Annotated in this window: 7 protein-coding genes; 6 read left to right on the top strand and 1 reads right to left on the bottom strand. The window is 54.7% G+C overall.

What is annotated here, in order from left to right:
* The first annotated feature begins 4 nt into the window (after positions 1–4).
* From DUE52_RS04670 to DUE52_RS04660, 3 genes are all read left to right on the top strand, one after another.
* The gene (locus DUE52_RS04670) at positions 5–2,878 is read left to right on the top strand and encodes an outer membrane beta-barrel protein (protein ID WP_114404802.1); all 2,874 of its coding nucleotides are present in this window, start codon (positions 5–7) and stop codon (positions 2,876–2,878) included.
* Between the two features lie 198 nt (positions 2,879–3,076).
* Positions 3,077–6,421, top strand: coding sequence for a DUF1553 domain-containing protein (locus DUE52_RS04665; RefSeq protein ID WP_114404801.1), 3,345 nt, complete (start codon positions 3,077–3,079; stop codon positions 6,419–6,421).
* Positions 6,422–6,512: 91 nt separating this feature from the next.
* Entirely contained in the window at positions 6,513–7,952 is a 1,440-nt protein-coding gene (locus DUE52_RS04660) for a DUF1501 domain-containing protein (RefSeq protein ID WP_114404800.1), read from the top strand.
* 85 nt (positions 7,953–8,037) lie between these two features.
* On the opposite strand, the gene DUE52_RS04655 is transcribed toward DUE52_RS04660, so the two are convergent.
* A complete protein-coding gene (locus tag DUE52_RS04655) occupies positions 8,038–9,003 on the bottom strand; it encodes a fasciclin domain-containing protein (RefSeq protein ID WP_114404799.1) in 966 nt (321 codons plus the stop codon).
* A gap of 465 nt (positions 9,004–9,468) precedes the next feature.
* On the opposite strand from DUE52_RS04655, the gene DUE52_RS04650 reads away from it, so the two are divergent.
* The 3 genes from DUE52_RS04650 (at position 9,469) to DUE52_RS04640 (ending at position 13,836) form a co-directional block, all read left to right on the top strand.
* Positions 9,469–10,074, top strand: coding sequence for an RNA polymerase sigma factor (locus tag DUE52_RS04650; RefSeq protein WP_114404798.1), 606 nt, complete (start codon positions 9,469–9,471; stop codon positions 10,072–10,074).
* Positions 10,075–10,147: 73 nt separating this feature from the next.
* Positions 10,148–11,152 carry a FecR family protein gene (locus DUE52_RS04645; protein ID WP_165840864.1) on the top strand — a complete coding sequence of 335 codons (1,005 nt, stop codon included), beginning with the start codon at positions 10,148–10,150 and terminating at the stop codon, positions 11,150–11,152.
* On the top strand, positions 11,149–13,836 hold the full coding sequence (locus DUE52_RS04640; protein WP_114404796.1) for a TonB-dependent receptor: 2,688 nt from the start codon (positions 11,149–11,151) through the stop codon (positions 13,834–13,836). The genes DUE52_RS04645 and DUE52_RS04640 overlap by 4 nt, the downstream gene beginning before the upstream one ends.
* Positions 13,837–13,841: the final 5 nt, after the last annotated feature.

The raw sequence follows: 13,841 nt of genomic DNA, 5'->3' as shown, positions 1-13,841 counted from the left end.
TACCATGCGCTCACTTCTCCCTGTTTTCTTTTTTATGATCAGTCTGACGACGGTGGTCGCCCAGTCGCAACTCCGGGGGGCGGTGGTCGACTCCACCACGCGAAAACCGCTGATGGAAGCGACGGTTTCCCTGCTGTCGGTGCGCGATTCGTCGGTCGTCACCTTCATGATTACCAACGGAGACGGGGAATTTACCTTCAAGAATGTGGCGGTGGGGACCTACCGGCTGCTGATTACGTATGTGGGGTACCGGAACAAATCAAAACGGATTGCCATCACCGCCGGCAAACCGGTGACCGACGCCGGAACACTTGAAATGACTACCCAGGCGGTTAACCTCAACGAAGTGGTGGTGAAGCAGGAAGGACCGCCGATTGTCATCAAACAGGATACGGTCGAGTTCAATGCCGGTGCCTTCAAAACGCAGCCCAATGCAATGGTGGAGAACCTATTGAAGAAACTACCGGGCGTGGAAGTGGATCGCGACGGAACCATCAAGGCGCAGGGGCAGGAAGTAAAACGGGTGTTGGTCGATGGAAAACCGTTCTTTGGCGACGACCCCAAAATGGCCACCCGCAACCTCCCTGCCGACATCATCGACAAAGTCCAGATGTACGACCAGCAGTCCGATCAGTCGCAATTTTCGGGAATCGACGACGGTGACCGGAACAAAACCATCAATCTCGTCACCAAAAAAGACAAGCGGAAGGGCTATTTCGGCCAGCAATCCATCGGTGCCGGACCGAACGAGACGAACGATGACGTCCGCTATGCAGCCCGGCTGAACCTGAACCGGTTTAACGGCAACCAGCAGATTTCACTGATCGGGCAAGCCAATAACATCAACCAGCAGGGCTTCACCGGGCAGAATATATTCGGCGGGGGCGCCGGACTGGGTGCCAATTTTGGCGGTGGGGGCATGATTACGACGGGTGGCCGGAGTGGCGGAGGAGGCAATGGCGGGAATACCAACGCCATCACCCGGACGCTGGCGGGTGGTTTAAACTACCGCGACCAGTGGGGTAAGAAAGTGGACGTGGCAGGGAGTTATTTCCTGAACGACCTCAATACCGTAACCGATCAGCAAAGCCGCCGACAGTATGCGCTGCCCGACACTTCCTACCAGGTCAACCAGAACAGCACGTCGCGCAATCAGGTCACGAGTCACCGGTTCAACATGCGGTTCAATTACCAGATCGATTCGTTGACCACGCTGCGGATTACACCCGGTTTTACCTTACAAAACTCAGAATACCAGAGCATCAATCAATCACAGACGCTGACGAACGACGCGATTTCCAGCGTCGAGCAACTGGATTCGACGAACCTGATCAACACCAGCAACACGAATTATAATTCGACCGGAAACGGGATTTCGGGGAATAATAATGCGCTCCTGATGCGGAAGTTCAAACGAAAAGGGCGGACGTTATCTTTGAACTGGAACATTGCCGTCAACAACCAGCAAACCGATGGCATCAACCAATCTCTCAACCAGTTTTTCGGGCAAACCGGTGGCCGGAGTAATCAGAACATCGATCAACGGAATGAGCAAACCAGCAAGTCGGTAACCAATTCCATTAATCTGACGTATACCGAACCGCTTTCGCTCAGCAAAACCCTGGAGTTTCATTACAACTATTCCAATAACCGCAATACCTCCAACCGATCGGTAAACGACTACGATGAATCGACCAAAGACTACACGGAATTTAATTCATCGTTGAGCAATAACTTTGTGAATAATTACCTGACGAATCGCGTTGGCTCGACCTTACAAAACAAACGTCTGAAGTATACCTACGCGCTGGGATTTGACATGCAACAGGCTAATCTCCACAGCGATAACCAGACAAGAGACGTCAGTCTGAACAAAAGCTTTACCAACGTACTGCCGAATGCGATGTTTACGTATAACTTCAGTAAAAACCGGACGCTGCGGTTCAATTACCGGAGTCGCACCAACGCCCCTTCCGTATCGCAGTTGCAGCCCGTAGCCGACAACACCAATCCGCTCAACATCCGGCTGGGTAATCCGGATTTGAAACAGGAGTTTAGCAATACCGTTTCGCTGAACTACAACAATTTTCAGCAAACGACCTTCCGCAGCGTGTTCGCCATGTTGAATGCGACCCAAACCAACAACAAAATCGTGAATGCCACGACGTTTACTAACCAGGGAGCGCAAACGACGCAACCCGTAAACACCAACGGTTATTACAACGTGATGGCATTCCTGGCCATCGGTCGGCGCATTCAACCCCTCAAAGCCAATGTAAACCTGACGAGTAATATCAACTTCAACCGGGGCGTCAGTCTGGTCAATAGCCAGACAAACCGCTCGCAAAACTGGACGTTCAGCCAGGGCGCGCGCATCAACTCGAATTTCGATGAAAAACTCGAATTTGGGCTGAGCGGCAATATCAGTTACCAGACTGCTTTATACTCTCTGCAAACGAATCAGAATACCGAGTATTTCAACAAATCGCTCAGTGGCGATCTGTATTACCAATTGCCTTTCCGGCTGGTTGTTACGACGGACGTTACGTACAATAATTACTCAGGAAAATCGGCCGGATCGGTTCAGAATTTTGCGCTCTGGAACGTGGCTTTGACCCGTCAATTTTTCAAAAACCGCCAGGGAGAATTAAAATTGCAGGTCTACGACCTATTGAATCAAAACCGCAGCATCAGCCGGAATGTGACAGAAACGTATACCGAAGAAACGAATAGTCGCGTTCTGAACCGGTATTTTATGCTCAGCTTTACCTATAACCTGCGGAGGTTTGGCAGTGGTCCGCAGCCCCGAACCGAACGGCAAAACCGGGATCAGAATTTCCCGCAACGGGGGATGCAACGACCGGGGCGAATGAATTAATTTGGATCCCGCATTCCCCGGATTGCATCCGGGGCTATGGTATTTCAGCCTTTCAGGCTGGTTAGGGGTGTTTATTCGTTTGGTTGAGAAGGTAGTAAAAATGTTCCGCTCCTGGCTTTGTAGTAAAACAGGTTGATCGGTTGATTCAACTGTTAGCCAAAACCGGGTGCTGGTAATTCCGGTGGTAGTCCCTTACGTATGAAAACGATTCACTTTTTCCTGTTTTTTGCGGCACTGGGTCTGGTGGGCTGTCAATCCGATCAACTGCCGGAAGAGGTGGCGCTGGCATTGGAAAAAACGCCCGAAACGGTGGACTACAACCTGCACGTCAAACCCATCATTTCGGACCGGTGTTTCAAATGCCACGGCCCCGACAAGGCCAAAATCGAAGCCGATTTGCAGTTGGCAAACTTTGAAGGCGCTACGCAGGAAAACAAGAAAGGACGCCGGGCGATTGTGCCGGGCGACGTCGGAAAAAGTGAGCTGGTGAAGCGGATTCTGAGCCACGACCCGGAAGAAGTGATGCCCACCCCCAAGTCGAATCTGACGTTGACGGCGGAAGAAAAAGCCGTTCTCATCAAGTGGATCGAACAGGGCGCGGAATACAAGGAACACTGGTCGTTGACGAAAATCGAAAAACCGGCGGTTCCGAAAGTGGGGCAAAGTTTTCTGTCGCGCTGGGGCGTCACCTCCGACGATGAAACCGCCTGGGTTCGCAATGAAATCGATCGGTTTACACTGGCGAAAATGAAGGAGCTGGGCTTAAAACCGTCGCCCAAAGCCGAAAAAGCAACCCTGCTCCGGCGCGTTTACATGGATTTAACGGGCCTACCACCGACCCCCGCCGAGGTCGAAGCGTTCCAGAAAAACACGGCCCCCAACGCTTACGAGCAGGTGGTCGACAAGCTGCTGGCGTCTCCGCAGCATGGTGAACAACAAGCGGTTAGCTGGCTGGACCTGGCCCGGTTTGCCGACTCGCAGGGCTACCAGGACGACCCGATGCGAAACGCCTTTCCCTACCGCGACTGGGTGATCAACTCGTTCAACCAGAACAAACCCTTCGACCAGTTTGTAAAAGAGCAGATTGCGGGAGATCTCATGCCCAAATCGGCCAATCCGACGATTCAACGCGAGCGGGAACTGGCTACAGCTTTCAACCGGCTGCATTCGCAAAGTGGTGAAAACGGCATTGTTCCCGAAGAATACCGCATCGAATACGTGGCCGACCGCGCCAATACGTTTGGCAAAGCCTTTCTGGGCCTAACGATGGAGTGTGCCCGCTGCCACGATCACAAATACGACCCGATCAGCCAGAAAGACTATTATTCGCTGTTCGCGTTTTTCAACCAGAACAAGGAAACCGGGCAAATCACGCACAACGGCGAAGCCTGCCCGACGGTGATGCTGCCGTCTCCGCAAGTAGATCAGACGCTGAAGTTCATCCGAACCAAAATCCAGCGACTGGAAACCCGCCTGCAACCGCAACTTTACGAAAAATCGTTTACCAACTGGGCCGTGAATCCGGTTCTTACCTCTACGCTCAACCGTGGCTTGCTGGTGCATTTACCGCTGGATGGCGAGGTAAACGGCACCTACGAAAACCGGGCCGACCAGTCTTTTGTCGCTTTCCTCAGCGGTGATAAGGAGCGAAAACCGCTGCCAACCGCCGGAAAAGTCGGTCAGGCGATGGCGTTGCGGGGCGAGTGCGGCATTGGCATTCTTTCAGAAACGATCGACCGCGTGAACGGAAAAATCGTGGAATCGCCGAAGCGGTTTGGCAAAGGACTCAATTTTGAACGGAATCAGGAATTTTCGGTCAGCATCTGGGTCAATCCGGCCCAGAAAGGCGTTGAAGGGGCCATTTTCCGCCGAACGAATTACGCCAATGAAGGGTATCGCGGTTATTCGGTCAAACTCAATCCGGATCAAACGGTGACGGTTTTGCTGAGTTACGTCTGGCCGGCCAACTGCATCGAACTGAAAACCGTCGATCAACTACCACTCCATCGCTGGCAAAACCTGACGCTCACGTATGACGGTGGAGCGAAAGCCGCTGGTGTGCGTTTTTTTGTGGATGGCAAACCCGCCCGCATGAATGTCGTTACCGACAATCTGACCAAGGGCCTTCTGCACGGAGAATTCAACTCCAACAAGCAGGGCAAATTTTTCGGTTTTGAACTCGGTCACGACTCCCAGGAAAAGACCCTCCACGGGGTTGCCGTCGACGAACTCCGGATTTACAACCGGCGGCTATCGGCGCTGGAAGTTGAGTCGCTGGCGGATGGCACCAATTCTGTGACCGATCTGGTACGCATCCCTGAAAGCAAACGAACAGTCCGGCAACAGCAGAATCTGCTCGAACATTATATGCTCACAGCCGATTCGACCTTCGCCCAGACGAACCGGCAACTGTCGGTCGTACGCGGGCAGGAAGTAGCGGTTTTGTCCGACATCCCCGAAGTGATGGTCATGCAGGAATTGCCCACCAGTCAGCAGCGGAAAAGTTTCATTCTGAACCGGGGGGTTTATGATGCGCCCGGCGCAGCGGTTTCGTCCCAAACCCCGCTCCGCCTGGGGAAACTGCCCGCCGAATATCCGCAAAACCGCCTGGGACTGGCGCAATGGTTGCTGGCCGACGATCATCCGCTGTTCGCCCGCGTGATGGTCAACCGGCTCTGGCAGAACTACTTTGGCAACGGGATTGTCAAAACGCAGGAAGATTTTGGCAGTCAGGGCGATTTGCCGTCACACCCCGAATTGCTGGACTGGCTGGCGGTTCAGTTCCGGGAGGAAGGCTGGGACACGAAGCGGTTTGTCAAACGAATGGTGCTGTCGGCCACCTATCAGCAGTCGTCCAAAGCTACGCCGGAAGAAATTGAACGCGACCCCGACAACAAGTGGCTGGCCAGGGGCAGCAGCTACCGGCTTTCGGCCGAACAGGTACGCGACAATGCGTTGGCCGCCAGCGGTTTGCTGGTTCGTAAAATTGGCGGACCAAGTGTGTATCCGTACCAGCCTGCCGGTATCTGGGAAGCCCTGGCCACCCGCAATACGATTAGTTACCGGCAGCAACACGGCGACAGTTTGTACCGGCGCAGCATGTATACCATCTGGAAACGGACCAGCCCTCCGCCGATGATGCTTAATTTTGATTCGCCCGACCGGAGTTTATGCACGGTTCGAAGGCAGAAAACCGCCACGCCCTTGCAGGCTCTGGTAACGCTGAATGATCCGCAGTTCGTGGAAGCCGCCCGGGTGCTGGCCCAGCGAACGATGCGGGTCAAACCGTCGGCGGACGAGCGAATCCGGTATTTCTTCCAGGCGATTGTTTCCCGAAACCCGCGTCCTAGGGAGTTGGCCTTGATGAAAGCCTTATACGATGAAGCCTATCAGGGTTTTGCAAAAGCACCGCAACGGGCCGAATCGCTCCTGAAAACCGGTGAGTACGAACGCGATCCGACGCTGAAAAGCCCGGAACTGGCAGCTTACACGATGGTTGCCAACACCATTTTGAACTACGACGAAGCGACGATCAAACGATAAACCCAGTCAGCGGTCGGAGACCCTGACTGCGGTTTAATATTGAACCAGTAAACCGCAGTCAGGGTCTCCGACCGCTGACTGGGTTAAAGCCATGAACAATTTCAAAGACGAATTACACGACCAGATGAGCCGCCGGACGTTTCTGCAAAGTAGCGGTTTGGGTCTCGGCGCGGCCGCACTTTCTTCCCTGTTGCCCCAAAATGCCGTAGCCAGTGCGGGTGCCGGTCTGGATTTGCCCAATTTCCCGGCCAAGATCAAACGGGTGATTTATCTGCTGCAAAGTGGGGCACCGTCGCAACTGGAAACGTTTGATTACAAACCGAAACTTGAGCAGATGTGGGGCCAAAACCTGCCCGAATCGGTGCGGCAGGGCCAACGGCTCACGGGCATGTCGGCGGGGCAAAGCTCATTTCCACTGGCGGCATCGGTGTATAAATTCGCGCAATACGGGAAAAGCCGGGCGTGGGTCAGTGAACTGCTGCCCCACCACAGTACGATGGTAGACGACCTGTGTTTCATCAAATCCATGCACACCGAACACATCAACCACGACCCCGCCGTGACCTTTATCCAGACCGGCAACCAGATTGGCGGACGTCCGTCGATGGGTTCGTGGGTGAGTTACGGGCTGGGTTCGGAAAATAAAAACATGCCGGCTTTCGTCGTGCTGCTGTCCAGGGCGCGCAGTGGAGACCAGCCGCTGTATGCCAAATTGTGGAGCAACGGTTTCATTCCTTCCACCCACCAGGGGGTGGTGTTCCGGTCGGGTCCCGATCCGATTTTTTACCTGAACAACCCGGATGGCGTCGACAAAACCTCCCGGCGAACCATGCTGAATTACCTCGCCAAATTGACGGAAGATCAGTACAAACACGTGCTGGATCCCGAACTCAACAGCCGGATGCAGCAATACGAAATGGCGTATCGGATGCAAACGTCGGTTCCCGAAACGCTCGACCTTTCCAAAGAACCGGATTACATTTTCGATATGTACGGCCCCGAAAGCCGAAAACCGGGCACCTACGCAGCCAACTGCCTGTTAGCCCGTAAATTAGCCGAGAAAGATGTGCGGTTTATTCAGTTGTATCACCAGGGCTGGGACCAGCACGGTAATTTGCCGAAAGACATCAAAATCATGGCCGATTCGGTCGATCAGCCAACGGCTGCGCTCGTGAAAGACTTGAAACAGCGGGGCTTGCTGGACGATACGCTGGTGATCTGGGGTGGCGAATTTGGCCGCACCAATTATTCGCAGGGGAAGCTCACCAAAGACAATTACGGCCGCGACCACCACCCGCGTTGCTTCACCATCTGGATGGCCGGGGGCGGTATTAAAAAGGGAATGACGTATGGCCAGACCGATGATTTTAGTTACAACATCGTGAAAGAGCCGGTCCACGTTCACGATTTACAGGCTACCATTCTGCACCTGCTGGGCCTTGACCACGAAAAACTCGTGTACAAATTCCAGGGGCGACGCTACCGCCTGACCGATGTGGCCGGGAAAGTGGTCAAACCCATTCTGGCGTAGAAACTTAATCTGTTGCCAAACGAAAACGGACAACCGATCAGATCCGGTTGTCCGTATACAATTATCCCCACAGAATCAACTAAACTTAAGGCAGCAACACCCGGTCGATCACGTGTACGACGCCGTTGGTAGCCACAATGTCAGCAGAAACCACGTTCGAAGCCTGATTGGCGTTTCCAGTTCCCAGAAAACTTACTCCGGAAGAGGATACGTTGCTTCGAACGGTGGTTCCCTGAGCCGTGGTAACGGCGGCTCCATCGGTTAGGTTAGTAGAAAAAGCCCGGGCGGCAATAACGTGATAGGTCAGAATATTGGTCAGCGTGGCAACCGGCGCAGCATTGATCGCAGCCGCATCCGCAAAACCGGCAGCCTGGAAGGCGGCATTGGTGGGGGCCAGCACCGTCAGCGGTCCCGCAGCCGTCAAGGCATTCAGAACCGGTGCACCTCCGCGTGTGACCGCGGCCACCAGCAAACTCAGGTTCGGATTGCCCTGCGCCAGTTGCACGATGTTCTGGGTGGGCGGCATCAGCACTTTATTGATGACGTGAATGACGCCGTTCGAAGCGGAGACGTCAGCCTGCGTTACCCGTGCGCCATTGACAGAAACGCCCGAAGCGGTTTTGGTAATATACACATTGCTGTTGCCCAGCGTCTGCACCGCCGTGTTGGCCGCCGTCGGGATATCAGCCGCAGCCGTCCGCTGACCGATGACGTGGTATTGCAAAACCGCTTGCAGCGTTGCTACCGGAGCCGCATTGATCGCGGCTACATCGGCAAATCCAGCCGCCTGAAAAGCCGCATCCGTTGGCGCAAAAACCGTCAGCGATCCTGTTCTGAGTGCTTCGGCCAGTCCGGCGCGCACTACGGCAGCTTCCAGCAGGGAAAAATCAGCCGTGTTGACAACAATATCAGTGATGGTTTGGGGTGCCGGTGTTTCTTCATCGTCGTCATTGTTGCAGGACGTCATTGAAAGTAACGTTGAACCTACCAACAGGGCTACAACAAACTTCAGGCGGGTGAATTTTCGAAAAATGGATGGATTACGTTTCATAAACAGTTTAAAAGTTGTGTGTTGAAAAACTCCGCAATCGACCTTTGGAGGTGTTTGGATTGCTTTCGAACCATAGTGCGGAGGCAAGCAGCTTTCTCACAAAACTTTTTTGATTTTTTTTCAAAAAAAATTCGCTTTACCCTTGAAGCCCCGTTCCCCTAAAGGGGACTTTTGGCATCCGGATTAAGGTGCGTCCAAGTCCCCTTTAGGGCAGGGTTGTTAAGTTCTTCCGTTTTTCGCCCCCAACCCCCTAAAGGGGGCTTCGAAATCCGGATGTTTTAGCCCCCTTTAGGGGGTTGGGGGCGAAAAACGGATCGATATTGCTAACTTCAACGATCCTAATTTCCAGAACTTAACAGCCCTGCCCTAAAGGGGAACGGGGCTTTATAAGCAAATCGCAGCTAACATTTTGGCTCATCAATCCGTTACAGCCAGTAATCAATTCCCAGCAAACCGTTCTGCCGTATGCCCAGTCCTGTACCGGAAATACCACCATCGCTTTGGGAGGGTCTTCGCAACCGCGATGATTCCAGCCTGAGCGAACTGTACCGGTTGACTTACAACGACTTACTAAATTTTGGCATCTACTTTGGTTTTTCGGCCACCGTGGCCAAAGACGCCATCAATCAGGTGTTTCTGGAATTGTGGGAACGTGGAGAGAAGCTACCGGTAGTCAGCAACGTCCGGTCGTACCTCATCACAGCCCTGCGCCGGAAACTGTTGAAGGACTTTAACCGGGAAGATCGTTTTACGGAGCTGACCGGACGCGAACCAGGCTACGAACCGCCTTATGAGGAGGTGATCGTTCAGGCGCAGGAACAGCAGCATCTTCAGCAAACGCTCCAGCAGGCCCTCAGCCAGTTGACACCCCGGCAGCGGCAACTCATCGAACTGCGGTTTTTCCGAAATCAGGGGAATGAGGAAATTGCCGAAGCCACCGGCATGAACATCAATACGGTTTATAACACGCTGTCCTCGGCCTTGAAACTGCTGCGACAGACGCTGAATCGGAAAGAAAAACGGAGTCTGGTACCGCTATGGCTGCTCATTTTTTCACTGCTGGGTTTGTGAGATTTCGTTACTTCGGCGTACTATTATCTGAATTTAACACCCCCGGTCCTCTTTCGGGATGTCGATGAACGCAATGAACCACGACCTTTACACGGCCGACGACTTTTTGCTCGATGATAGTTTTGTTGCCTACCGACAGGGAACCGACCCGGCGGCAACAGCCTACTGGACGGAATGGCAGCGTCGAAAACCGGGCAACCTCCCGGCGTTTCGGGAAGCCGAACGGCTGCACAGTGTGCTCAGTGGCCACAAACCGGGCCTGGAAGCATCCTTGCAGGAACTGAAAACCCTGCTGGCCGATCGACAGGCGGACACCGCCCCCACCATCGTCGATTTTCAACCCGTACGAACCCGTTTCCAAACCGGCTGGTGGGTCGCAGCCGCTTCTATTCTGGTCATGCTGGGATTGGGTGGCTACTGGCTCTGGCAGAATCAGACGGTTTCGTACCAGACTGATTACGGCCAGCAGAAAACGATTACCCTGCCCGACGGTTCCACCGTTACGCTCAACAGCCATTCGGAACTCAGCCACCGGCGGCATTGGGCATCCGGCGCAAACCGCGACGTAACGCTCACCGGCGAAGGCTTTTTTTCGGTCCGCCATCTGGAAGTCAATGTGCCGTTTCGGGTACACAGCAAAAACGCGTTCACGGTGGAGGTTCTGGGCACCGAATTTACCATGACCAGCCGCAGCGACCTCAACCGCGTGGTGTTGAACCGGGGTAAAGTGCAGGTCAGCGGTTCCGACAGCAGCCCGGCCCTGACGCTGGTGCCAGGACAACTGGCCGAACTTGACCCCGCCACCGGCCAGCTAACCAGTCGGGAAGTCTCGGCAGAACGCTATAATGGCTGGCTTCGAAATCAACTGGTTTTTGATGAGGTCACCCTTCCGGAAGCGGTTCGGCAGGTGGAAGAGCAGTTCGGGATTGACGTTCGATTCGATTCCGCCACGGCCGGTAGTCGGCGGTTTTCCGGTATTTTACCGCTGAAAGACCCTGATAAAGTACTGAATACACTAGCGGTTTATCATCAATTGAAAATAACCAGACAGGGAGACGCCTATTTGCTGAACCGGTGAAGGTGCTGCGACAGATTTTCAGGTTTGCCGACAAACCGTTCCGAATTGGGCTATGCGGTTTACTGATCGGGTCACTGCTGACCGGAACGCAGACCCGTGCGCAGTCGGGTCTGGCCCTGGAAGATTTCCTGAAGAGCCTGAACCAGAAACGCGGAACGTATTTTTTATATGATGAAAAGCTGCTGAAAACCATCCGGGTAACGGCTCCGATCCCGTGGAAAGCCGACACCCGAACCCTGCTGGAAACCGCCCTGTCGGGAACCGGCCTGACCTTCCGGCGGGTCGACGACTGTTACCTGATCGAACGCGAAGCCCGCCCATTCCCCCGCCCCCAGCCCACCGGCCAGACGCCTGTGCGACGGTTTACCATCAGCGGATTTGTTCGGGAAAAAGGGAGTCGGGAGCAGGTGAACGGGGCTACGGTTTACGTCGACAAAACCGTAGCCACTACCAATCCGTACGGGTATTATTCCCTGACCATCGCCGAACGCGACACCGTGGAACTGGTGGTTTCGATGGTGGGCTACCGGCGATTTTACCGGCGACTGCCCCTCTCCGGCTCGGTTTCACTCGATATTGAGCTGACATCCAACACCTTGCTGGACGAAGTGGTTTTGACCAATACCGCCGGGGCGCGGGCGTTCAGTTCATCGCAAACGGGCCAGTTGACGCTCCCGGCCCTCCAGATTCGGAACACCCCGGCCTTGCTGGGTGAAAAAGATGTCCTGAAAACCCTGCAATTCATGGCGGGTATTCAGCCGGGATTGAGTGGTCAGGTCGGCCTGCACGTTCGCGGGGGCGGTGCCGACCAGAATCTGCTTTTGCTGGACGAGGCCCCGGTTTACAACGCCAATCACCTGTTCGGTTTTTTTTCGGCCTTCAACGCTGATGCGCTGCAAACGGTTACGCTGCAAAAAGGCGGTTTTTCGTCCCGGTATGGGGGCCGTCTGTCGTCGGTGGTCGACATGACCATGCGCGAAGGCAACAAACAGCAGTGGCATGGCGCGGTCGGAACGGGCATCGTGGCTTCCCGGCTTTTGCTCGAAGGCCCGCTGATCCGCGAAAAAGCGTCGTTTCTGCTGGCGGCCCGGCGCTCCAACCTCAGCCCGGTTTTGGGTGACTTCGTCGCTTCGGTCATCGAGGATTATACCGGAACCACCTGGCGGGCCAATTTCTACGACATCAACGCGAAAATAAATTTTGATCTGAACCGGCGCAACAAACTGTATCTCAGCGGGTATTTCGGACGGAATTACTTCGGCGGTGGCGACAGCCTGAACCGGACGCAACGCTGGGTGAACGTGCTGACGTGGCAAAACCAGACCGGAAACCTGCGCTGGAATCACCTGTTTTCCGAAAAATTATTCAGCAATACCGCGCTGGTTTTCAGCCGATACAACTTTGAAACCCACCGAAAAAACATCAGCACCGAAGGCGAAACCTCCGGGCAAACCACGGATTTGTGGCGGTATTTCGATGGCATCACGGATCTGACTTTGAAAACTGATTTTGATTACTTCCCCTCCGCCCACCACCACCTCCAGTTCGGGCTGATCAATACCGTTCGGGCGTATCGACTCAATGGTGTCCAGGTTGTCACGCTCTCGGCCCTCGGCAACCAGTCGGGTCTGGAAAAAACCGAATCAGTTGAAACAGCCGCCTACGCCGAAGACCACTGGAACCTCGGCAAACGCATCAAACTCAGCGCCGGGGGTCGCATCACCCAATACCGCATCCGGCAAAAAGCCTTCCTGCGGGCTGAACCGCGCGTTTCGGCGGCCGTACAGATTCGGGAAAAGCAGGCGGTTCGGGCTTCCTTTTCCGATATGAACCAGTTCATCCATTTGCTGTCCAACACGGGCCTGGGGTTGCCGACGGATTTGTGGGTGCCGGCCACCGACCTCATCAAACCGCAGCGGTCGCGGCAGGCCGTGCTCGGGTTCATCCACGATTTCAACCCACGCTGGCAACTCACCGTGGAAGGCTACCGCAAGTGGATGCGCCACGTCATCAGTTACCAGGAAGGCGCGGATTTCATCGGCATCACCAGTGCCGTTCGTGCCAGCGAAGTCAGTTGGGAGCGCAACATCACCGCTGGCAATGGCCAGGCATCCGGACTGGAGACGACGCTGCAATCCCGCTCGGGACGCCTGACCGGATCGCTCAACTATACCTGGTCGATGACGCGCTGGCAATTTCCCGAACTCAACAACGGCAACGCGTTTTATCCCCTGCACGACCGCCGTCACAGCGTTTCGGTCACCGGCTTGTATACGTTCAGCCCCCGGTTTCGGTTGTCGGCGGCCTGGACGTTCAGCTCCGGCAACCCGTTTTCGGTGCCGGTTTCGGGCGTTCCCAGTTTCGGTCATCTGGGGCTCGGCAAGGCGGATCTCGTTATCACCCCAACGGAACAACTGTTTGGAACCGAATCACCGCTGGTGCAGGTCAGGACGTCTTTCAGCAATTTCCGGGCCGAAGCCAACCACCGGCTGGACGTCAATTTCCAGGCGGATCTGGGGCGTCGCCGGTTTAAACACCGGGTGGAATTGGGAGCCGTCAACGCTTACGGACGCCGGAATCCGTTTTCGTACAACCTGATGATCAATCCCGCCGGGCAGCTTTCACTCCGTCGGGTGGCTTTGTTTACGTTTGTTCCATCGCTCAACTACCTGATTTCCTTTTAAAACCG

Origin of the sequence: Larkinella punicea (genome assembly GCF_003334855.1) — a bacterium.
Taxonomy (GTDB): domain Bacteria; phylum Bacteroidota; class Bacteroidia; order Cytophagales; family Spirosomataceae; genus Larkinella; species Larkinella punicea.
This window is presented reverse-complemented; position numbering and strand designations above follow the sequence as displayed.

Bases quoted from the DNA above. Each gene is read 5' to 3' on its own strand.
- DUE52_RS04670 (WP_114404802.1), top strand. From the start codon at position 5: ATGCGCTCACTTCTCCCTGTTTTCTTTTTTATGATCAGTCTGACGACG.
- DUE52_RS04665 (WP_114404801.1), top strand. From the start codon at position 3,077: ATGAAAACGATTCACTTTTTCCTGTTTTTTGCGGCACTGGGTCTGGTG.
- DUE52_RS04660 (WP_114404800.1), top strand. From the start codon at position 6,513: ATGAACAATTTCAAAGACGAATTACACGACCAGATGAGCCGCCGGACG.
- DUE52_RS04655 (WP_114404799.1), bottom strand. From the start codon at position 9,003: ATGAAACGTAATCCATCCATTTTTCGAAAATTCACCCGCCTGAAGTTT.
- DUE52_RS04650 (WP_114404798.1), top strand. From the start codon at position 9,469: ATGCCCAGTCCTGTACCGGAAATACCACCATCGCTTTGGGAGGGTCTT.
- DUE52_RS04645 (WP_165840864.1), top strand. From the start codon at position 10,148: ATGAACCACGACCTTTACACGGCCGACGACTTTTTGCTCGATGATAGT.